This is a genomic window from Arthrobacter sp. (assembly GCF_048266065.1).
Lineage (GTDB): Bacteria > Actinomycetota > Actinomycetes > Actinomycetales > Micrococcaceae > Arthrobacter_H.
The window spans coordinates 43,357-63,837 of sequence record NZ_JBLXAH010000002.1; the positions used below are offsets into that span (position 1 = coordinate 43,357).

Below are 20,481 nucleotides of genomic sequence, written 5' to 3' on the forward strand. Positions count from 1 at the left end.
CCACCGGCGGCGACAACAGCCCGGAGCGACGATGGACGATCGGTGCATGGCCACCTCGATTTCCCGGTTTCACTCCACCGCCGTCCTGCTCGTCTGCTGCCTGTTCGCCGCGGGGCCGGCCTCCGCCGTGGCACCCCGGCCCCCGACCGGGGAATCCCCGGCACCGGTCGGGGCCTGGGCCTGGCCGCTGGGCGGACCGGATGACCTGCTGGCCGTCTTCGATCGGCCGGAGTCGCCCTGGTCCGCCGGTCACCGCGGCGTTGACCTCACCAGTTCACGCGGAGCCCGCGTCCACTCCCCTGCCGCCGGTGTCGTGGCGTTCGTGGGCATCGTGGTTGACCGCCCGGTGGTCACCGTGGACCACGGCAACGGGCTGGTTTCCAGTTTCGAACCAGCACTCGCCACGGTGGAGGTGGGCGACGTGGTCTCGCGGGGCCAGGTGGTGGCCGGCGTGCACGCCGGCGGGCATTGCTCGGATGCCTGTCTGCATTGGGGCGTGCGTCTGAACGGGGAGTACATCGACCCCTTGTCGCTGGTGATGGACCGGCGCCCGTCGGTGCTGTTGCCGATCCCGTCGGCTACCGGCCGGACATGGCCCGACGGTAGGCGGCAACCATGAGTTCGGTTTGGCGGCTTTGCAGGAACCGCTCCGGGTCCACTGACCGGGTGCCGGCCCGCTGGCCATCGCGCAGGTCGGCGGTGGCACGCGATAGCGCCCGTGCCAACCCGGCGACCGTGTCATCGGGGGTCAGCCAGAGAAGTTCGGCCGGCAGGTCTGCGGCGATCCGATGGTCGCTCAGCACCGTGGGGGTCCCCAGTGCTGCGGCCTCGTAGACGGTCATCCCCTGGGTCTCGAATCCCTGTGAGGTCTGGACCAGGGCGTCGCTGCGTCGCAATTCCGTGAGCATCCGCCGGTAGGGGACCCGGCCACGGAAGGTCACGGTGGAGGCGGTGATGTCGGCGGCCAGCCGCTGGGCGCGATGGCGTTCGGCGCCGTCGCCGAAGATGTCCACCTGGGCGGTGATGCCGGAGGCCGCTACCGCCTGGAGGAACGGGATGAGGCGTTTCTCCGCGCTGAACCTGCCGATCCAGGTCAGCACGGGCCGGTCCCGAGGGGCCCGTTCACGGGGCTCTGCCAGCAGTTCGCGAGCCACGTCGTCGTCCAGCCCGGTGGGAATGACCTCGGCCTTCCAGCAGACTCCGCGATCCTGGAGGAGCTCGGCGAAATGGGTGGAGGGCGCGGTCACCACGGCGGCCCGGGACGCGAAGCCGCGCAGGTAGGCCGAGGCATCAGCCGGTGTGGGACCCCCGGTGTGCAGCACCCGACGTTGCATCAGGGAAAAGGCCCGCTGGAAGAGTCCGGGGAGCGGCATGGTCGCCCGCAATCCGGCCTCGACGTGGTTGTGCATGGTGTGCACGACGGGTATTCCGAGCGCCGCGGCGACGGCGTATCCGACAGCCGCCCCCCAGAAGTCGGCCTGGACGTGGATGACATCGATGTTCCCGCGCCGGCGCAGTTCATCGATGACGGTGGCGATGGCCCGCTTCGACGGAATGGCCATGCCGTATTCGCCGGGCCCCAGCGGGAGCGTGGGCATGGGCACGATATCCGGATCCGGTGCCGCTTCCGAGCCCCGCAGGGCCGGCGAAACGACAGTGCTGCGGTGCCCGGCACGCGAGAGGAATTTGCGCTGGAGTTCGACGGAGGTCTGCATGCCCCCCAGGGTGTGGGGATGCTGGTCGGTGAACATGACCACGTGCAATGCGCTGTCCATGCTGGCCCTCCGGATCGGTATCTGCCGTTGAAGAAACCACCTGGACGGAGTGCCGGCCGGTGCGCTGCTGCGCACCGGCCGGGAGGGTAGGGCGAGTGGGGCTTGAACCCACGACCCAGGGATTATGAGTCCCTTGCTCTAACCAACTGAGCTATCGCCCCCTGCCACCACCGTCCGGTGGCGCTGCGGCCCTTGTCATCCTAATGGAAACCGGCGTCCGGGGCCGCAACGAGGTCAGGTTCTCACGCCGGGAGGAAGTCATCGGCGTCGGCACCGTGGTAGAGCGCCTCGAAGACATCCATCGTCTGGGCCTCGCTGTGTTGTTCGGCCTTCTTCAGCCCGGCTGCCCCCATCCGTGCCCGGTCGGCGGGATCGAGGGAGAGGATCGCGTCCAGTTTGCCGGCCAGTTCCCGGGCGTTTCCGGGTTCGAAAAGATAGCCGTTGACGCCGTCCTCGACCAGGTGCGGCAGCGCCATGGCATCGGCCAGGACCACGGGGGTCGACGCGGAGAGGGCCTCAAGGGTCACCAGGGACTGGAGCTCGGCGGTACCGGGCTGGCAGAACACATCTGCCTGGAGGTAGGCGTTGCGCAGTGCCGCGTCGTCGATGTGGCCGGTGAAGTGCACCCGGTGTTTCAGGCCCAATTCGGCGGCGCGACGCTCCAGGGGCCCGCGTTGTTCGCCGGAGCCGACGATGGTCAGATGCGGGGCCGGTTCCGAGGTGGTCTGCCCGAGTGCCTCGATGAGCACGTCCACGTTCTTTTCCACGGCCAGGCGCCCCACGAACAGCACCATGGGCCAGGCTGCAGGTTCCACCGTCTCGCCGGCGGCCAGCTGGTAGTTGGCGGCGTTGATGCCGTTGGACAACGGCAGGACCTTGCGCAGGCGGGCGTGGCTCATCATGGCGCGGGCGGCCAGCGGTGTCGGGGTGGTGACCACCGCTGCCCGCCCCATGATCTTGCCCATGTCCCGCCAGGAGTTGCGGGCGACGATGCGCTTGAACCATTTCGGGAAGGGCAGGAACGGGTCGAGGTTCTCCGGCATGAAGTGGTTGGTCGCGATCGTCCTGATCCCCCGGCGGGCCGCCTCGTTCACGGCGGCCTGCCCGATCATGTAGTGGCATTGGACGTGCACGACGTCGGGCTTGACCTCGTCCAGGATGTTCCCGATGTCCCGTTTGGCCTCCCACGGCAGGCAGAGGCGCAAGGTGGATTTGGTCGGCTGGCTGTGCGAGCGCAGCCGGTGGACGGTTGCCTCCACCCGGTGCTCGACGGTGCCGGGGCCGTTCACTTCGCGGGCGGCCACGACGTGGACCGTGTGCCCTCGGGAGGCCATCGCGGTGGCCAGGCGGTGCGAGAAGACCGCCGCCCCGTTGACGTCCGGCGGGTAGGTGTCCGCTGCGATGAGGATGGTCAGGGGTTTGTCACCGCTCACTGGGGGCTGGCTCCTGCTACTCGGGGGTGGGTACGACTGCTGGGTCCGCGACGTCGGGCCGGTGGCGATCGTGCCCGGGTGGATCCAGGTCCACTAAGCCCCCGAAGCCGCCTGCCGTCGTCGTGCTTCTTCCTGGCGCTGCAGGACATCTGGGTGATGACGTGACAACGCAATGACACCCACGATAGCAATGAGGGCGGCCCCAACCATGGACATCGCGACCACCGGATGCACGTCGGGTCGCAACTCCCCCAGGATGCCCACCCCGATGGCGATGCCGATCATGGGATCGATCACTGTCAGCCCGGCGATGACCAGGTCGGGCGGGCCGCTGGAATACGCGTTCTGCACGCAGTAGGTGCCCAACAGCCCGGCGACGGCGACGGCGACGATGACGTACCAGGCAATGTTGCCCAGAACCTTGCCGTTGGGATCCATCAGGCCGATGGCAATGGTGCGCACGAGCACCGCCACGAAGCCGAAGAGGACTCCGGCTCCCATGATGTAGACGAAGGCGCCGATCCGCCGCCGGAAGGTGACCAGGATGCCCAGCAGCGCGGCGACGACGACGCACAGCAGCAACACGGTCGCCAGTTCCTGCTGCCTGTTGATCTCGTGGGTGGAGACGGTGGCGTTGATCGCCAGCAGCACGAAGCCGATGCTCCCGGTGATGCAGGCGGTGATGGCCAGTACGGTGGGCCGGTTGATCCTGATTCCCTGGTCCCGGGAGTTGACCACGGTGGTGATGACCAGGGCGATCGCGCCGATGGGTTGCACGACGGTCAGCGGGGCGGAAGCCAGCGCATAGACGTTCAGCACTGTACCGACCCCCATCAGGAGCATGCCCGTCAGCCACCGCGGGTTGGCCAGCATGCGCAGGATCCCCCGTGAGGACACTGCCAGTCCGCCACTGCTGGCGCGTACCGCGCTGCTCTGGCGCTGGGTGCCAAAGGCCAGGAAGAACGCGGCAGCCACCGCGCAGCAGACCGCTAGCCAGACCATGTTCCGCCGGCCTTCAGCACGCGGGCCTTGCGTTGGGCCTGTCGGAAGTACAGGACGGCGGCCACGATGTGCAGCAGGCATCCGATGCCGAGGATGATGGTGGCCACCGCTTCGACAGTTGCGCTTTGCGCGGCTTCGACCTGGCTGAGCAGCAACAGGGGCGTTCCGACCAGCAGCAGCGCGGTGCGGATCTTGCCGAGGTTGCTCACGGGCAGGTTCGGGCTTCCATGGAACAGGACCAGGGCGTTGATGATCAGCACCAGATCCGGGACCATGATCGAGTAGACGAGCCAGGCCGGGGCGATCCCGTCGACCACGAAGATGATGACCACGGCGAACAGGGCCAGCCGGTCGGCTACCGGGTCCAGCCATTTGCCGACGGTGGAGATCTGGTTGAGCCGGCGTGCGACGTAGCCGTCGATCCAGTCGGTCGACCCGAGGAGCACGAGCACCGCAGTGGCCCAGGCGTAGTGGTCGGCGATCACCAGCCACAAGAAGACCGGGACCAGCCCGAAGCGCAGGACCGTGATCAGGTTCGGAATCGTCCAGAAGGTGGCGAGCTCGCGGTATTCGATGTCGTCACGGCCACCGGCACCGATGATCTTCACGCGCGCTTCCCCTTTCGCTGCCGTTCCCGGCCGGCCCCGTGGCCAGATGGAGCCGACGTGGCCGCCACGTCCACCCCGGCCGCGGAACCGCCTCGGTCAGGACTTGCGGAGCTTGCGCACAAACGCGGCCAGGGCAACCAGGGAGGCACCCATCACGGCCAGCGGCTGCCAGCGCTCCTTGAAGACCTGCGACGCGTCCGACGGCGCCGGCTGGTGGATGCGTTCGTCCAGCGCATGGCGGGCGCGCAGTTTGCCGTCCTGGGCGTACGTCTTGGCGGTGGCCGACTTCTCCTTGGCCTGGCGCTTCACGTCGAGCTTCGGGGCCAGGTCGTCGCGGACCTCCGCTAGGTGTTCGCGGCGTGCTTGCGAACGCTTGAGCAGTTCGTTGTACGGGACCGGGGCCGGCTTGTCCTTGTCCTTTTCTTCCTTCTTCTGGTTCTTCTCGGCTGCCTTGTCTTCCTTCGACTTCTTCTCATCCAGGGTGGACGGGTCGAAGGAACGGCCTTCCTTGATGATGCCGAGGTCGTACTTCACGCCGCGAATGGCGTCTTCGGGGATCAGGGGAAGCTGCTTCTTGATCTTCCCGATGCCGACCAACGCGAGGATGGCTGCAATGACCAGGAAGAGCGCTGCCACCATCAGGGCTGCCAGCCAGGGTTTGAACACCAGGCCAAGGCCGAGGATGCCCGATGTGATCAGGGCGACCACCATGAACGCCAGGAAGACGACGGCGACCAGTGCCAGCCCGGCACCAATCCCGGCTTGGATGCCCTTGGTCTTCATCTGGGTGATCGCCAGCTGGATCTCATCATGCAGCTGCTTGGGCACCAGCCGGCCAACAAGCTTGATCAAGCCAGTGAACGACGATGGGCGACGTGCGGACGTTGTTCGTGTCATCCTGATCCTCCTTCGGCGGCGGCCCGGATGGGCCCGTGCACTCAAAAACCTACCATCTTGACCGACATGAGGCGCGTGCCAGTGAACGGTGGACCGCCACGAGACGCCGTCGATACCCATCCCGCGCCGGGCTGGACGGCGGGCCCGGCGCCCCGTCGACCGGTGCGCTGGCCTGCCCGGTTGCCCCCGAGAATGCCCGTGCCCGGACCCGCTTTCGCGGCTGGCCGGTTGTCGGCTGGCCTACCGGTTCGGGGCCTGCTGGGTCATCGCCGGTGTCGCCATCGCGCAGGTTCCCTGGGGACGGGCGCATCCTGCTGGCCATCGCCGCGCTGCGGCCGGGAAGGTCGGGCAGCGAGGGTCCCTCGCATGAGCTGAGGGACGCGAAAAAGGGCGTCCGGACCGCCGTGCTGGCGGGGCGGACGCCCTCTACTGGCTCCCCCGACTGGACTCGAACCAGTAACCCTTCGATTAACAGTCGAATGCTCTGCCAATTGAGCTACGGGGGAAGGAAGCGAGTAAAACTTTAGCAGGAGGCCCGGTGAATTCCGAATCGCTGTCCGCCTGCCGGATCAGCCCGCGATCGCGTCCTGCCGGCGTTTGCGATACAGCTTCTTCATGCCGTCGGCAGGTCTGATGGGGTGTGGCCATCGTGGGCTCAGCTCGTCTCCGAGGGTCACGCCGCGCATCCGTCGGCCGAACATCGGGAAGACCCATTGGCGCGCCCACTCGATGTCGCGCACGAGCGCCTGACGGGCCGGCACCCGTTCGGCGGGCCCGAACGGTTCAAAGGCCAGCTGATGCTCGACGCCGAGGATCTCCAACACCCGAATGGCCAGGTACCGGTGACCGGCACGGTTCATGTGTAGTTTGTCGGTGTCCCACATGCGGCGGTCGCGATAGACGTCCCACGACCAGTAGTCCACCAGGGTCGCCCCGTGGTGGGCTGCCAGTTCCCGCACGTGCGCGTTGAAGACCTGGTTGCGCCGGCGCATCGGCTCCAGCAGCGGGGGCAGCGGGATGTCGAACCCGGTGAACAGCAGGACCTGCGCTCCGGAGGCACACAGGCGGGCGACGGCCCGGGAATACTCCTCGAGCAGGGCCGGCACGTCCTGGCGGAATTCAAGCAGGTCGTTGCCGCCGGCGTAGAAGGTGATGACGCTGGGTTCCAGGGCCAACGCCGGTTCGATCTGCTCCTCGACGATCCCGCGTAGCCGTCGGCTGCGGATGGCCAGATTGGCGTACTCCCAGTCCGGGTCGGCCTTCCCCAGTTGCTTTGCCACGCGGTCGGCCCAGCCGCGGACCCCATTGGGCAGACGGGGTTCCCAATCGCCGACGCCTTCCGTGAAGGAGTCGCCGATCGCGACGAGCCGTTTTGCCATGTCCGCGATGCTACAAGCGGGACGTCGCCGTTCGGCGACACCGGTGCGAACGCGCGGCAAACACCAGGTGGCCGGTCGGCCGTCCGGGCCGCGATGTCATCATCGGTCGCGTTCGACGGGACCGATCACCAGCCGGCGATTCGACCTGATCCAGTACAAGCCATGGGTGCGGTTCTCCGCATCCGTGGCGAACCGGTATCTGTAGGTCAGGACCCGGATGCGGTCCGGTGGCCTGCCCTGGAAGGGGTCCACGCGCAGCAGGGCCAGGACGGCGGGGTCTGCCACCAGCAGTTGGCCCAGCAGGGCATGGAACCAGCGTTGGTGGACCGAACCCAGCGGCAGGAACCACATCATCCAGTCCAGGCGCAGGTGGTAGGGCGCGAACTGACGTGGCCGCCGGCGGACGTCGCCGGGCTTGCCGTGGAATTCGTATTCGTGCCACGTCGGCTCATCTACCGGGGTCCCCGGCCCGGTGGCCCCCTCGATGACGACCTCGACGCGCTCGCGGGTGATGCTGCCGAAGGCGCCATAGGCGTTGCCGAGCTGCCAGCGGTTGAAGCTGGCATTCATGAGTTGGCGGCGTGAGAACAGGTTGCGCAAGGCGGGCAGGCTGGCGACGGCCAACAGCACCGTGGCTGCCAGGACCAACACGATCCACCAGGGCTCTGCGGCGTCGATTGGTCCGCGCTGGAGTGTTGCCCTTCCGGGCAGGAACGGGACGATGGCGCGGAGGGCCGTGTCGTTGACGGCGCAGCAGGCGAGCACGATGGTGATCCAGTTCAACCAGGCGAAGTTGCCCGAGGCCACCAGCCACAATTGGGTGACGACGATGACCAGTGTGGCGAGGGAGGCGACCGGCTGTGGCGCGAACAGCAGGAAGGGGACCGCCAGTTGCGCGACGTGGTTTCCTGCTGCTTCGCAGCGGTGCCACCAGCGCGGCGCCAGATGGGCGCGACGGCTGAGTGGCCCGGGCATCGGTTGGGTCTCATGGTGGTAGTAGAGGGCGGTGAGATCACGCCAGGCGGGGTCGCCACGCCATTTGATCATGCCAGCGCCGAATTCCAGCCGGAACACCAGCCAGGCGATCAGCAGCAGCATCGTCCGCGGCGGATCCACCTGATGGGATCCAAGCCATCCGACGGTGAACCCTGCCTCGAGCAGCAGCATTTCCCACCCGAAACCGTAGAAGACCTGTCCGATGTTCACCACCGACTGGTACAGGCCCCACAACAGCAGAAACGCGAGCAGCGGTAGCCAGGCGGGGCCGGACTGCGGCAAGCCGACCACCAGGGCGGCGGAGACGGCGATGCCGACCCAGCACACGAGCACCAGTTTCCGATCCGAGTAACCCCATTTGGTGAAGATCGAAGGACCTCTGGCACCCGGGCCGGCGAGCAGCCGTGGGGCCGGCAGCAGTCCCCTGTCACCCAGGAGCGCCCGGAATTGGTTCAGCGTGGAGGCAAAGGCGACGATGTACAGCGCGGCGACCCCGCGCTGCAGGATCTCCCGCGCGATCCAGTAGTCCGATGCGGCCAGCCACTCCATGGGCCCATCGTAGGTCCGGATGCCTGATGACCCCACCCGGGATTTGCCTCGTCAGGTGGACCGGGAATGAAAAAATGTCCCCGCCACGATCTGTGGCGGGGACATCCGGTATTCGCTCCCCCGACTGGACTCGAACCAGTAACCCTTCGATTAACAGTCGAATGCTCTGCCAATTGAGCTACGGGGGAAAGCAACAGATACGACTATACAAGAGCCCGGCCGGGGTTGCTAAATCGTCGTCGCGGGCTGCTCCTAGTCCTTGCGCAATGCGCGCCGGCGCAACTCCAATTCCATCAGCTCACGGTTGATCCGCTGGTAGCCCTCGGGGTCCGCGACGGGGTCCATGCGCTGGAGCTGTCCGATCCGGTCGGCCTTCTGGTGGGTGATCTGCAGGTCGAACAGGCGGTTCATGATGCCCTGGCAGTACTTGGCCAATCCCTCCTCGGAGTTGGCGGGGAGGGGGTTGACCGCCAGCTCGGAGACGAAGGGACGCAGCGGGTCCGGGACCTCCTGCCGGATGGATTCCACCCATTGTGCCGGGGTCGCTCCGGCAGCGCCGGCAGCACGGACGGCATCGTGGACTGCGGCGTGCACGGGGGCCAGGAACCTGGCCGCATAGAAGGCCTGCCACTGCTCGGCGCTGAGCAGACCCGGCTGTTGGAGCACGACCTCGAGGGATTCGCGTTCCATGCGCGTGACCGGGTCGCGCAGGTCCGGGCGTTCGAAAGCCGGTGCAGGGGCCTCCGGCATGCCGCCGCCGGAACCAGCGGCCCCGTGATCCGCAGGGTAGCCGGTGGCGCGCTGCTGCCCGTCACCACGCTGGCCGTGTCCGGCGAAACGGGCGTCTCCCGCGGGCCGGGAGCCGCGGTCGTATCCTGGCTGCTGGTGGCCTGGGGCCCGGGCCTCCCGGGCCCGTTTGGCGGCAGCCCCGACGGCGCGGTTGACGTCTTCAATGTCCATCCCCAGCCACCCGGCAAGTTCGCGGGAGTAGGCCGGACGCATGGCCGAATCGCGGATGGCGGCCACGATGGGCGCCGAGGCGCGGAGGGCCTGGACCCGTCCCTCGACGGTGTCCAGGTTGAACTTCTTCAGTCCGGTACGGATGGCGAATTCAAAGAGCGGGCGCTTGGAGGCGATGAGTTCCTTCACGGCCTCCGGGCCGCGCTGCTGACGCAACTCGCAGGGATCTGCACCGGTGGGTTCGACGGCGACATACGTCTGGGCGATGAAGCTCTGGTCCTCGTCGAAGGCACGCAACGCCGCCTTCTGGCCGGCGGCATCGCCGTCAAACGTATAGACCACTTCACCGCCGGTTCCGTCATCCTGGAGCAGCCGGCGGGCGATCTTGATGTGGTCGGCACCAAAGGCCGTGCCGCAGGTTGCCACCGCGGTGCCAAGCCCCGAGAGGTGGCAGGCCATCACATCGGTATAGCCCTCGACGACGATCAGTTGCCGGTTCTTGGTGATCTCGCGCTTGGCCAGGTCGACGCCATAGAGCACCTGGGACTTCTTGTAGAGCTGGGTTTCGGGTGTGTTGAGGTATTTGGGGCCCTGGTCGTCGTCGTAGAGCTTGCGGGCGCCGAAACCGATGGTTGCACCGGTCAGGTCGCGGATGGGCCAGATGAGGCGGCCGCGGAACCTGTCGTAGATGCCACGGTTGCCCTCCGAGAACATCCCCGTGAGCTTGAGTTCCTCGTCGTGGAAGCCCTTGTTCCGCATGTGCTTGAGCAGCGGGTCCCAACCGCGCGGGGCATAACCGACGCCAAAGTGGTCGCAGGCGGCCCGGTCGAAGTCCCGCTCGGAGAGGTACTTGCGTCCGGTGGACGCTTCCTCGGTGAGCAGTTGGGCGCGGAAGAACTCCTCGGCGATCTTGTGGGCATCGAGCAGTCGTTGGCGTCGCCCCACTTCCTGGCGGTTGGGACCTGTTCCGCCGTCCTCGTAGTGCAGTTCGAAGCCGATGCGGGCGGCCAGGCGCTCGACGGTCTCCGAGAAGGTGGTGTGGTCCATCTTCTGGATGAAGGAGATGACGTCACCGGATTCGCCGCAGCCGAAGCAGTGGAACGTGCCGACCTGGGGGCGGACGTGGAAGGAGGGGCTGCGTTCGTCGTGGAAGGGGCACAACCCCTTGAAGGAACCGATGCCTGCCGAGCGGAGCGTGACGTAGCCGTCGACGACCTCCTTGATGTCCGTGCGGGAGCGGACCTCGTCGATGTCTTCGCGTTTGATCAGGCCGGCCATGACGACCAGTCTAGTGCCCGCCCCGGACGCCGAACCACGCCCCGGGAACGCCTGTGGACGGGGCACCCCGGGTGGGCTCCGCCGTCGTGCTAGAAGAGCTCGAGGCTGAAGGAGTGCCCCTGGACCAGGGTGGCGTGCCATTCCTTGGCCGAGGAATCGGTGAGGCTCGCGACCTGGTCGATGACCGCGCGCAGGCGCCCGGCGTCGTCGTCGGCCGCGCGCCAGTCCTCGACGAACAGGGGATCCAGGTAGCGATCACCGGTCTCGTTGAGCAGGACGACCAGTTCGCTGAGGACCTCGAGCTGGCGCTGGTATATGGGTTGGCGTTCCTGGCTGGTCATCACATACGCGGCGGCCAGGCCCTTCATCGCGGCGATCTCGTGCTCGGTTTCCTCGGGGACGATGAGCCGGCCGTTGAACCGGGTGAGCCGGGTGGGGCCGTAGACGGCGCGGGTGGCCTCGTAGGCGGACTGGCAGAACCTGCCGATGAACTGGCTGGTCATGTCCTTCAGCGCCGCGGCTCCCTTGCGGGACTGGTCGTAGTGTTCGACCCATTCGCCGGTGGCTTCCAGGCGGGCCAGGGCCGCGTCGATGGTGGCCGCGTCGACGTCGGGCAGGTACCAGCGTTGGGTGCAGTCGATGACGCGGGCGCGTTGGTCGGCGTCGCGGATCCACTGCAGCTGGAAGCGTCCGGCGACGATGGCGTCCTCGACGTCGTGCACGGAGTAGGAGATGTCGTCGGCCAGGTCCATGACCTGGGCCTCCACGCACTTCTGCCGGGGTTCCGGCGCCACGACCGCGCCGCCGTCGTGCCCGGAGCGCAGCCAGTCGAAGACTGGCCGGTCATCCTCGTAGACGCCGAACTTGCCGGTTTGCCGTCCGTTGCGGATCGGGGCATCCTCGCGGCGCCACGGGTACTTGCAGGCGGCGTCGAGGGTGGCACGGGTCAGGTTCAGGCCGGCCGGTGAACCGTCGTGGCGGAACTTCTTGGTTTCCAGCCGGGTCAGCAGCCGCAGGGTCTGGGCGTTGCCCTCGAACCCGCCGATGTCGGCGGCCAGGCGGTTCAGCGCCTTCTCCCCGTTGTGCCCGAACGGCGGGTGGCCGAGGTCGTGGGAGAGGCAGGCGGTGTCCACGACGTCCGGGTCGCAGCCCAACGTGGCGCCGAGTTCGCGGCCGACCTGGGCGACCTCGAGGGAGTGGGTGAGCCGGGTCCGCACGAAGTCGTCCGAGTAGGGGGCGACGACCTGGGTCTTGGCCCCGAGGCGGCGCAGTGCCGAGGAGTGCAGGACGCGGGCGCGGTCGCGTTCGAAGCTGGTGCGGTACGACTTCTTTTCCGGTTCGGGAACCCAGCGTTCCTCATCGAAGGCGGTGTAGCCGGCGGGGGTCCGGCGCTGGTTCGGTTCAGCCACCGGAGACATCCAGCTCGGCGGCGGAGATCTGCGCGCGGTGTTCCTCGTTCAGGGTGCGGCTCTCCAGCCAGCCATCGGGCAGGTGGGGTTTCTTCGGGGAGCCGGCACGGCCGCGCGGGCCTTCGGCTCCCTCGCCCGGGTAGGGCGCTTCCGGGTCCAGCTGGGCGAGCAGTTCGGCGAGGACCTCGAGCGTGGGTACCGCTGCCAGGGCTGCGCGCAGTTCCCCGCCCACGGCATAGCCCTTGAAGTACCAGGCGACGTGCTTGCGGATGTCCCGCAGGGCCTTGCCCTCGTCCTCGAAGTAGTCGACGAGGAGTTCGGCGTGGCGGTGGAAGCTGGCGGCCACCTTGGACAAGGTGGGGCGGAAACGGCGTTCGGAGCCCTCGAAGGCCGCCTGGATGTCCCCGAAGAGCCAGGGGCGGCCCTGGCAGCCGCGGCCGATGACGACGCCGTCCACTCCGGTCTGCTCGACCATGGCGATGGCGTCCTCGGCGCTCCAGATGTCCCCGTTGCCCAGCACCGGGATGTCAGGCAGGGCGTTGCGCAGTTCGGCGATGGCGTTCCAGTCGGCGGTTCCCGAATAGTGCTGGCTGGCCGTGCGCCCATGCAGGGCCACGGCTGCCACGCCGGCGTCGCGGGCCATCTTGCCGGCCTCGATGAAGGTCAGGTGGTCCTCGTCGATGCCCTTGCGCATCTTGATGGTCAGCGGGATGTCGCCGCGGGCCGCCTCGCGGGTGGCCGCGTTGACGATGGAGGTGAACAGGTCGGTCTTCCACGGCAGGGCCGCTCCCCCGCCGCGGCGGGTGACCTTGGGGACGGGGCAGCCGAAGTTCAGGTCGATGTGGTCAGCGCGGTCCTCTTCGACGATCAGGCGCACCGCGGCGCCCACGGTGGCGGGGTCCACCCCGTAGAGCTGCACGGAGCGGATGTCCTCGTCGTCGTCATGGGAGATGATGCGCATGGACTGCTCGTTGCGTTCGACCAGGGCGCGTGAGGTGACCATTTCCGCGACGTAGAGTCCGCCGCCGTATTCGCGGCAGAGCCGGCGGAAGGCGGTGTTGGTGATGCCCGCCATCGGTGCGAGGACGACCGGGGTGTCCACTGTCAGCCGGCCGAGCTGCAGGGGTGGCAGGGCCAGTTTCGGCGGGGTCTGGGTATCGGGGGAAATCACGCTCACACCCCTATTCTCTCAAAGCCGTCCAAATCCGCCGAACGACGGTTCCGCGGTGGGGAAAGAGCCGGCCAGACGCGGACGGCGGCGCTCCCCGCACAGGTGGCGCCGCCGTTGTACCCGGTGACCGCGCAGGGCCACCGCTGGGATCAGTTCGCGACGATGATCGTGGTGGTGACCACGGTGGCCTGGCCGGCGGCCATCAGCTCATCCACCAGGTCCGAGAGCGGGGCCATCGCGTCGTCGACCTCGAGCTTGACCGGGTACTGGTGGGCCAGCATGGCCAGCAGGCCGCGGACCGCTTCGCGCGCCTCGGAATCCGAGAGGGTGGGATCCCAGCCCATGAGCACGTCGGCCGGGGCGTCAACGCGGTCGGGCTCGTAGCTGATCGCGAAGGAGAGGATCTTGCCGCCGGCCTCCTTGGGCTTCTCGCGCAGCACGATCGCGCCCTTTGCCCCCGTGGCGTCGTTGAGCAGCATCGTCTGGGCGCGGCCCAGGGTCATCTGGGCCCGGTCCCAGTCGTGGACCGCGTTGTAGTAGTCCGCGACGACCTGCGAGAGTTCGACGGAACCGGTGGCGGCCTCCTCCAACGTCAACCCGTCCTCGTCGAACACGGGCAGCTTCAGCGCACCCGGCTCCACGACGATGCCGCGCGAGCGCATGATCTGTTCCTGGCCCAGCGAGGCGGTGAAGGCGGCGGCGGCCTCGCCCTCGGAGCCCTCCACGGTGTAGCGGGACTTCAGCGCGGTGACGCCTGACGGTGCCGGGAATTCGCGCAGGCGGCGCAGCAACTCGGTGGCCACACCCTGCCGGCGCAGGGCCGGGGCGACCTCGACGAAGAGCCACAGCCGCTCGGGGTGCAGGGAGGATTCGAAGAGCGTGCCGGCACCTACCGGAACCCCGTCGTCGACGGCGACCAGCGTGCGCGCCCACGGGTCGTCGCTGTCGGCACGCAGCATGGTCCGGTCGATGTGGGCCTGGGGCGTGGAGGGATCCCCGAGGATCTGCAGCAGCGCCAGGTCATCGCCTTCTTGCCACGGCCGGTAGGTGAGGTTGCTCATGTTGCTCCTGATGCGGTTGATGGGGAAAAGACGGACGGGCCGGCCGCCGGGTGGCAGCCGGCCCGTGAAGGACTCAGGCTCCGAGCAGTCGCCCGGCCAGGTAGGACTTCACCTGGTCCAGGGCGACGCGCTCCTGGCTCATGGTGTCGCGTTCACGGATGGTCACCGCCTGGTCCTCGAGCGTGTCGAAGTCCACGGTGATGCAGAACGGGGTGCCGATCTCATCCTGGCGGCGGTAGCGGCGGCCGATGGCGCCGGCGTCGTCGAAGTCGATGTTCCAGTGCTTGCGCAGCTCGGCGGCCAGGGCCTTCGCCTTGGGCGAGAGCTCCTCGTTGCGGCTCAGCGGCAGCACGGCTGCCTTCACCGGGGCCAGGCGCGGATCCAGCTTCAACACGGTGCGCTTGTCGACGCCGCCCTTGGCGTTGGGTGCCTCGTCCTCGGTGTAGGCGTCGACCAGGAAGGCCATCATCGAGCGGGTCAGGCCGAAGGAGGGTTCGATGACGTAGGGGGTGAACCGTTCGCCGGTGGCCTGGTTGAAGTAGCTCAGTTCGGTACCGGAGCCCTTGGAGTGGGACCCGAGGTCATAGTCGGTGCGGTTGGCCACGCCCATCAGCTCGCCCCATTCGGAGCCCTTGAACCCGAAGCGGTATTCGAAGTCGATGGTGCCTGCCGAGTAGTGGGCGCGCTCGTCCTCGGGGACGTCGAACTGGCGCATGTTCTCCGGGTTGATGCCCAGGTCGAGGAACCAGGCCCAGCAGGAGTCGACCCACTCCTGGAAGTACTGCGGCGCGTCCTCGGGGGCGGTGAAGTACTCGATCTCCATCTGCTCGAACTCGCGGGTGCGGAAGATGAAGTTGCCGGGGGTGATCTCGTTGCGGAAGGCCTTGCCGATCTGGCCGATGCCGAACGGCGGCTTCTTGCGCGAGACGGTGAGCACGTTGTTGAAGTTCACGAAGATGCCCTGCGCGGTTTCGGGGCGCAGGTAGGCCAGGCCGGACTCGTTGTCGACCGGGCCCAGGTAGGTCTTGATCAGGCCGGAGAAGAGCTGGGGTTCGGTCCAGCCGCCCTTGGTGCCGCAGTCGGGGCAGACGATCTCCGACATGCCGTCCTGCGGCTCGCGCTTCTTCTTCTCGGTGAAGGCCTCGATGAGGTGGTCCTGCCGGTGGCGCTTGTGGCACTGGGTGCATTCGACCAGCGGGTCGGTGAACGTGGCGACGTGCCCGGAGGCCTCCCAGACCTGCTTGGGCAGGATGATCGAGGAGTCCAGGCCGACCATGTCCTCGCGGCCGCGCACGAAGTTCTGCCACCACTCGCGCTTGATGTTGTCCTTCAGTTCCGCCCCGAGGGGTCCGTAGTCCCATGCCGAGCGTGACCCGCCGTAGATCTCACCGGCCTGGAAGACGAAGCCGCGCCGTTTGGCGAGGGAGATGACCTGGTCGAGCTTGGACTGGGGCGCCATGAAATTAACTCCAATGGTTCACGAGGCCGCTGGTTGCGGTCCGTAACGGGGCAGGGATACCGGTCAAGCCTAACGCGAGCCCGAGGTCGCCGGGCAATCTGGGCTAGGGCCGCGGCGGGCGCACCCGGGGGCGGTGTCCGGTGGGAATGCTGGCCAGGACGACGGCGACGAGGGTCAACACGGTGCCCAGGACGGTGGCCAGCGCCACCACCGTGCCGGGTGCGGGCAGGATGATGTCGATGGCCAGCGAGCCGATCAGCTGTCCGGCGATCATGCACAACCCGGAGACCAGCACGCCCAGGGATTTCACCAGCAGGGCGCCGATGGCGATGAAGACGCACCCGAAGACGCCACCGGTGTAGAGCCACCACGTGGAGGGGAACTCCAGGTGGTGCGGCGCGGCCAGGGACGTGAGGCCCCAGAGGATGAACAACGCAGTCCCACCGGTCAGGAAATTGACCAGGGTGGCGGTGATCGGGGTGCCATAGGCAGCGGTCTGCGTGCCGTTCATGGCCTGTTGGAACCCCATGAACAGGCCGGCGCTGAAGGGCATGAGAATCGGGATCAGCCACACGAGTCCACCGGCCGAGGTCTCCAGGCGCGGCGACACCGCCCAGAGCACCGCGATGATCATCAACACGGCACCTGCCATGCGCCGGGCGGTGACATAGCGTTTGCCGCCCGGACCGAAGCCGACCCGGTCGACCATCAGGCCGCTGATGGTCTGCCCGGTCACGATGGCCACCGTGAACAACGCCACGCCGATCAGCGGCACCGCGTGGCTTTGCCCGAAGACGATGTAGCCGCCGCTGAGGCCGGCCAGCAGGTACCAGCGCGGGAACTCGCGCCCGGTCACGGCCCGGCGCATGGCGATGAGTCCGGCCCGGCCGCGCGGCAGCATCAGCGAGACCAGGATCATCACCACGGTCCCGCCGGCGAAGCTGATGGCGGCTGCGGCGTTGCCATCGCCCATCTGTTCGGACAGGGCACCGTTGATCCGGCCCTGGATGGGCATCATCAACCCGCCCACGATCGCCAGGGCCAGTCCGGCCCACAGGGGAAGGTGGCGGGTGGTGTCCGCGCGCGAAGATACAGAGTTCATCGCAGGTCATGCTAGCCGCGCGTTGGCGGGTCGGCACATCGTGAAGGAAGATGGAGCCATGACTTCTGCGCAGCCCGAACCCATCAGCATCCGCGACGATTCGATCCGCTTGGGCCAGCTGCTGAAATTGGCGGGCCTGGCCGAGGACGGCTTCCACGCCAAGGAGCTCATCGAGAACGGCATGGTCAAGGTCAACGGCGAGATCGAGTCCCGTCGCGGCAAGCAGCTCCACGTCGGCGACGTGGTCACGTTGGCCGGGGAGTCAGTGGTCGTCGCCGCCGAGTAGGCCGCTCCCCCGGGTCAGCCCCACCCCAGCGCCACCAACCCCTGTGCCTCGGCGACTCCCAAACCGGCAGCGCGGGCAGCGTGCGCGAAGTCCCGTGATTGCCTGAGGATCGAGGCGGGCAGTGCCTGTCCGCCGGCCACGCGGGTGCCGGCCGCCCGGCCGGTGACCACCAGTCCCTGGGCCTCGAGTTCGCGGTAGGCCTTCGCCACAGTTCCCGGGGCCAGGCGCAAATCCCCGGCCAGCTGGCGGACCGGCGGCAGTTTCGCTTCCGCCGGCAGCACGCCGGAACGGATCAATGCCGTGAACTGCACCCTGATTTGTTCGGAAGGGCCCGAGGGGTCGTCCGCATCGACGGTGATCACCGCTGGGCTCCTCCCGGCTGGAGGCGTCCGGGCTGCCCCGCAGGTGGCCGCCGCTGGCCCAGGATCCAGGACATGAACGTGGCGCCCAGGACGGCCACGACCCCCAGCAGGACCAGGGCGAGGACGAGCACTGCCACTCCGGCCCAGAGCGTGGGCACATCCGCACCGGCCATGCCCCCGCCCTCCGACACGGCAGCCCCCGGGATGTTCCGGGCGGCGTTGAGCAGCGCCGGTCCGGCCATCAGCCCCAGCAGGGCCAGTTGCAGTGCCAGCAGTGTGCCGGCTCCCGCCGAGAGCGCGAAGCCGACGCAGGTGCGCACCGCGTCATCGAACGCCACCAGGCCGGCGCCCCTCAGCCGCGGGCGCCGGGCGTTGCGGTGCAGTGCCCAGCCCAGCAGCAGGGCAGAAACCAGCAGGACCACGATGACGGGAATCCCGTAGTACCACCCGGGGAAGGGACCTGTTGTCCCGCTGGCGGGTCCGACCTCGCCCGGTAGCGCGGACGCGGCGATGGCATAGCCGTATTCGCGTGACCTGCCCGCTTCATCCGGGGTGGCCACCAGTCCGGCGACGATGACCGAGGCCAGGGTCGCGGCCATCAGCAGGGCCGGGAGCGAGTAGCCCCAGGACGGGCCGAAGCCGCCGGCGCGCCGTGTGGTGATGTCCGCATGGGTCCTCGTGGATGCGCTGGGCGCCGGCTCGTCCGGCAGGGGCCACACGGCATGGGTGCCGGTCAGGACCAGCAGGGCCAGTGCGGGCGCCAGGACGATGGGCAGTCCCCCACCCGACGGCCACACGGCCTGCACGGCCAGGCAGAGCAGCACCACCGCTGCCACCGCGATGACGGCGGCACCACCGCGACGACGCAGGGCGGCGAGCAGCGCGGCGGCCTCCATCGACGACGGCGAGCCCGGCGGCGGCAGGAGCCGGCCGGGAAGCACGGCGCGGCGTCGAACCAGGTGCACCGCGCGCAACACCACGATCGCCGCCACCACGATGACCACCAACAACACCAGCACACCGCTCATGATCCACGTCCTCAGATGGGCAGCCACCAACTGCTTGTATCAGTGGACTAATACAAACAGGACGTCCTTCTTGTGTCAACGGTTTGGCACAAGAATTTCACTGCCCGGCGCTCCCCCGGCCCCTCAGCCGCCCAGCACGTGGTGGCGCAGAAACTCGGAGACATGCTTCATCTCCGGCTCCGAGACGCTGTGCGCCAGGCCGGCGTAGAGCATCTTGGTCAGCTCGGTATGCTCGCTGGCCCAGTCAAGGGTGGACTCGATCTTGTCCTCGGTGATGACGTTGTCGGCCTGGCCGCGGCCCCAGAACAGGGGGCGCTTCGCGGCCCGGGTGGCCTCGTCGTCGAAGAACGCGTCACCCTGCGCGGGGATGGCGAATCCCGACAAGCCGACGACGGCGGAAATCTCCTCGGGGCGATGGCGCAGGACCGAGGTGGCCACGGCCATGCCCATCGAGAACCCCAGGACGGTGACGGAGGAGTGCTGTGCCTTGACCGAATCGATCCAGTCCCACACGTCGGAGACCGCCTTCACCACGCGCTCGGTGGAGTAGTCGGGCTCATGCATCAGCGGGAACCAGGTGTAGCCCGGCCCCATCGCATGCGGCGCCCGGACCGAGGCCAGCGTGAACTCCGCGGGGAGCATCGGGGCCAGCCCGATCAGGTCCTTCTCATGGGAGAGGTAGCCGTGGAAGAGCACCAGCAGCGGTGTGCCGGCACGCTCGGCTTCCGGACGTGACCAGGCAACAACGGGCTGGGGCAGGGTGTCAGTCATGCGGCCATTGAATCACGGAGACGGCCCCCGGGTGGTCAACTTCGTTGCCCGGTGAAACAATGTACCCGTGAGTAGCGCAGAGCCGACGGCAGCAGAACAGCAGGAATCCCCCAACGCCTCCACCGAGGCCGCGGAGCGCCATCCCTGGCGCCGCATGGTGTCGTTGGGCGACTCCTTCACCGAGGGCATCGGCGACCCGGATCCCCAGAGCCCCGGCGGAAACCGCGGCTGGGCCGACCGCGTGGCCGAGCAACTCAGCTACGGCGTCGACGACTTCGCCTACGCCAACCTGGCCATCCGGGGGCGGCTGGTCCGGCAGATCCAGGCCGAACAGCTTGAACCGGCGATCGCCCTGAAGCCCGACCTGATCACCGTCTGCGCCGGCGGCAATGACGTGTTGCGTCCGGGCGGTGACCCCGACGCGTTGGCAGTGGTCATGGACGACTTCATCGGCAGCCTGGCGGCCACGGGCGCCACGGTGCTGATGTTCAACGGTCCTGACATCGGCGAGACCCCGGTGTTGGGATCCATGCGTGGCCGGGTGGCCATCTACAACGAGAACCTGCGCACCGTCGCGGCACGCCATGACGCCATCGTCGCGGACATGTGGGCACTGCGCGAGTTGCACCAGCCGCGCATGTGGGCGCCGGACCGGCTGCACTTTTCGCCGTTGGGCCACCACACCATTGCGATGATGGTCCTGGACACGCTGAACGTGGAGCACAACCTCAAGCCGCTTCAGGCGCTCCCGGCCACCCCGAAGCCCTGGCGCACCGCCCGCCGCGAGGACCTGGTCTGGGCGCGGACGCACCTGGCACCGTGGGTGCTGCGGCGCCTGCGCCACCAGTCCAGTGGTGACGGCATCACCCCCAAGCGCCCGGAGGCCAAGCCGTTTGCGTCGTCGCCGGGGAGCCAGAGCATCGGCGCCGGCGACCCGCAGGACGCCTCGGAGTAG

At 68.1% G+C, this 20,481-nt stretch carries 19 protein-coding genes and 3 tRNA genes; 3 read left to right on the forward strand and 19 right to left on the reverse strand.

What is annotated here, in order from left to right; genetic code table 11:
- Positions 1-46 precede the first annotated feature (46 nt).
- Complete coding sequence (locus tag ACN0TP_RS03345) at positions 47-619, forward strand: murein hydrolase activator EnvC family protein (protein WP_417216624.1); 573 nt, start codon at positions 47-49, stop codon at positions 617-619.
- On the opposite strand, the gene ACN0TP_RS03350 is transcribed toward ACN0TP_RS03345, so the two are convergent.
- The 16 genes from ACN0TP_RS03350 to ACN0TP_RS03425 all read right to left on the reverse strand — a co-directional run bounded on the left by ACN0TP_RS03350 (position 579) and on the right by ACN0TP_RS03425 (position 17,079).
- The gene (locus ACN0TP_RS03350; protein WP_417216626.1) at positions 579-1,775 is read right to left on the reverse strand and encodes a glycosyltransferase; all 1,197 of its coding nucleotides are present in this window, start codon (positions 1,773-1,775) and stop codon (positions 579-581) included. The two genes, ACN0TP_RS03345 and ACN0TP_RS03350, sit on opposite strands and share 41 nt — an antisense overlap.
- Positions 1,776-1,862: 87 nt before the next feature.
- Positions 1,863-1,936: transfer RNA gene (locus tag ACN0TP_RS03355), tRNA-Ile, on the reverse strand.
- 81 nt (positions 1,937-2,017) lie between these two features.
- Entirely contained in the window at positions 2,018-3,208 is a 1,191-nt protein-coding gene (locus ACN0TP_RS03360) for a glycosyltransferase (RefSeq protein ID WP_417216629.1), read from the reverse strand.
- A gap of 93 nt (positions 3,209-3,301) precedes the next feature.
- Positions 3,302-4,210, reverse strand: coding sequence for a DMT family transporter (locus ACN0TP_RS03365; protein WP_417216631.1), 909 nt, complete (start codon positions 4,208-4,210; stop codon positions 3,302-3,304).
- Positions 4,198-4,818: a CDP-alcohol phosphatidyltransferase family protein gene (locus ACN0TP_RS03370; protein ID WP_417216634.1), complete on the reverse strand. Its 621-nt coding sequence runs from the start codon at positions 4,816-4,818 to the stop codon at positions 4,198-4,200. Before ACN0TP_RS03370 ends, ACN0TP_RS03365 begins: the two co-directional genes overlap by 13 nt.
- Positions 4,819-4,914: 96 nt before the next feature.
- Entirely contained in the window at positions 4,915-5,715 is an 801-nt protein-coding gene (locus ACN0TP_RS03375; RefSeq protein WP_417216637.1) for a phage holin family protein, read from the reverse strand.
- Between the two features lie 430 nt (positions 5,716-6,145).
- A tRNA-Asn gene (locus tag ACN0TP_RS03380) sits at positions 6,146-6,221 on the reverse strand.
- A gap of 63 nt (positions 6,222-6,284) precedes the next feature.
- Complete coding sequence (locus ACN0TP_RS03385; protein WP_417216640.1) at positions 6,285-7,094, reverse strand: SGNH/GDSL hydrolase family protein; 810 nt, start codon at positions 7,092-7,094, stop codon at positions 6,285-6,287.
- A 99-nt stretch (positions 7,095-7,193) separates the two neighbouring features.
- A complete protein-coding gene (locus ACN0TP_RS03390) occupies positions 7,194-8,639 on the reverse strand; it encodes a lipase maturation factor family protein (protein WP_417216642.1) in 1,446 nt (481 codons plus the stop codon).
- A 115-nt stretch (positions 8,640-8,754) separates the two neighbouring features.
- Positions 8,755-8,827 (reverse strand) — tRNA-Asn (locus ACN0TP_RS03395).
- 64 nt (positions 8,828-8,891) lie between these two features.
- Complete coding sequence (gene dnaG / locus ACN0TP_RS03400; protein ID WP_417216645.1) at positions 8,892-10,877, reverse strand: DNA primase; 1,986 nt, start codon at positions 10,875-10,877, stop codon at positions 8,892-8,894.
- A gap of 89 nt (positions 10,878-10,966) precedes the next feature.
- Positions 10,967-12,295: a deoxyguanosinetriphosphate triphosphohydrolase gene (locus tag ACN0TP_RS03405; protein WP_417216647.1), complete on the reverse strand. Its 1,329-nt coding sequence runs from the start codon at positions 12,293-12,295 to the stop codon at positions 10,967-10,969.
- On the reverse strand, positions 12,279-13,457 hold the full coding sequence (dusB, locus tag ACN0TP_RS03410; protein ID WP_417217476.1) for a tRNA dihydrouridine synthase DusB: 1,179 nt from the start codon (positions 13,455-13,457) through the stop codon (positions 12,279-12,281). The genes ACN0TP_RS03405 and dusB overlap by 17 nt, the downstream gene beginning before the upstream one ends.
- 149 nt (positions 13,458-13,606) lie before the next feature.
- Positions 13,607-14,518 carry a GNAT family N-acetyltransferase gene (locus ACN0TP_RS03415; RefSeq protein WP_417216650.1) on the reverse strand — a complete coding sequence of 304 codons (912 nt, stop codon included), beginning with the start codon at positions 14,516-14,518 and terminating at the stop codon, positions 13,607-13,609.
- A 73-nt stretch (positions 14,519-14,591) separates the two neighbouring features.
- A complete protein-coding gene (locus tag ACN0TP_RS03420; RefSeq protein ID WP_417216653.1) occupies positions 14,592-15,977 on the reverse strand; it encodes a glycine--tRNA ligase in 1,386 nt (461 codons plus the stop codon).
- A gap of 103 nt (positions 15,978-16,080) precedes the next feature.
- Positions 16,081-17,079 (reverse strand): DMT family transporter, encoded by a 999-nt coding sequence (locus tag ACN0TP_RS03425; RefSeq protein ID WP_417216655.1) that lies wholly within the window; start codon positions 17,077-17,079, stop codon positions 16,081-16,083.
- Positions 17,080-17,137: 58 nt separating this feature from the next.
- Between ACN0TP_RS03425 and ACN0TP_RS03430 the strand changes: the two genes are divergently transcribed.
- Complete coding sequence (locus tag ACN0TP_RS03430; protein ID WP_417216658.1) at positions 17,138-17,365, forward strand: RNA-binding S4 domain-containing protein; 228 nt, start codon at positions 17,138-17,140, stop codon at positions 17,363-17,365.
- Positions 17,366-17,379: 14 nt separating this feature from the next.
- On the opposite strand, the gene ACN0TP_RS03435 is transcribed toward ACN0TP_RS03430, so the two are convergent.
- The 3 genes from ACN0TP_RS03435 to ACN0TP_RS03445 form a co-directional block, all read right to left on the reverse strand.
- Positions 17,380-17,727 carry a GntR family transcriptional regulator gene (locus ACN0TP_RS03435; RefSeq protein WP_417216661.1) on the reverse strand — a complete coding sequence of 116 codons (348 nt, stop codon included), beginning with the start codon at positions 17,725-17,727 and terminating at the stop codon, positions 17,380-17,382.
- Positions 17,724-18,755, reverse strand: a complete 1,032-nt coding sequence (locus ACN0TP_RS03440) for a hypothetical protein (protein ID WP_417216664.1) — start codon at positions 18,753-18,755, stop codon at positions 17,724-17,726. Before ACN0TP_RS03440 ends, ACN0TP_RS03435 begins: the two co-directional genes overlap by 4 nt.
- 123 nt (positions 18,756-18,878) lie before the next feature.
- On the reverse strand, positions 18,879-19,526 hold the full coding sequence (locus ACN0TP_RS03445; RefSeq protein ID WP_417216666.1) for an alpha/beta hydrolase: 648 nt from the start codon (positions 19,524-19,526) through the stop codon (positions 18,879-18,881).
- A gap of 67 nt (positions 19,527-19,593) precedes the next feature.
- Here ACN0TP_RS03445 and ACN0TP_RS03450 point away from each other — a divergent pair, with 67 nt between their 5' ends.
- Positions 19,594-20,481 (forward strand): SGNH/GDSL hydrolase family protein, encoded by an 888-nt coding sequence (locus ACN0TP_RS03450; protein ID WP_417216669.1) that lies wholly within the window; start codon positions 19,594-19,596, stop codon positions 20,479-20,481.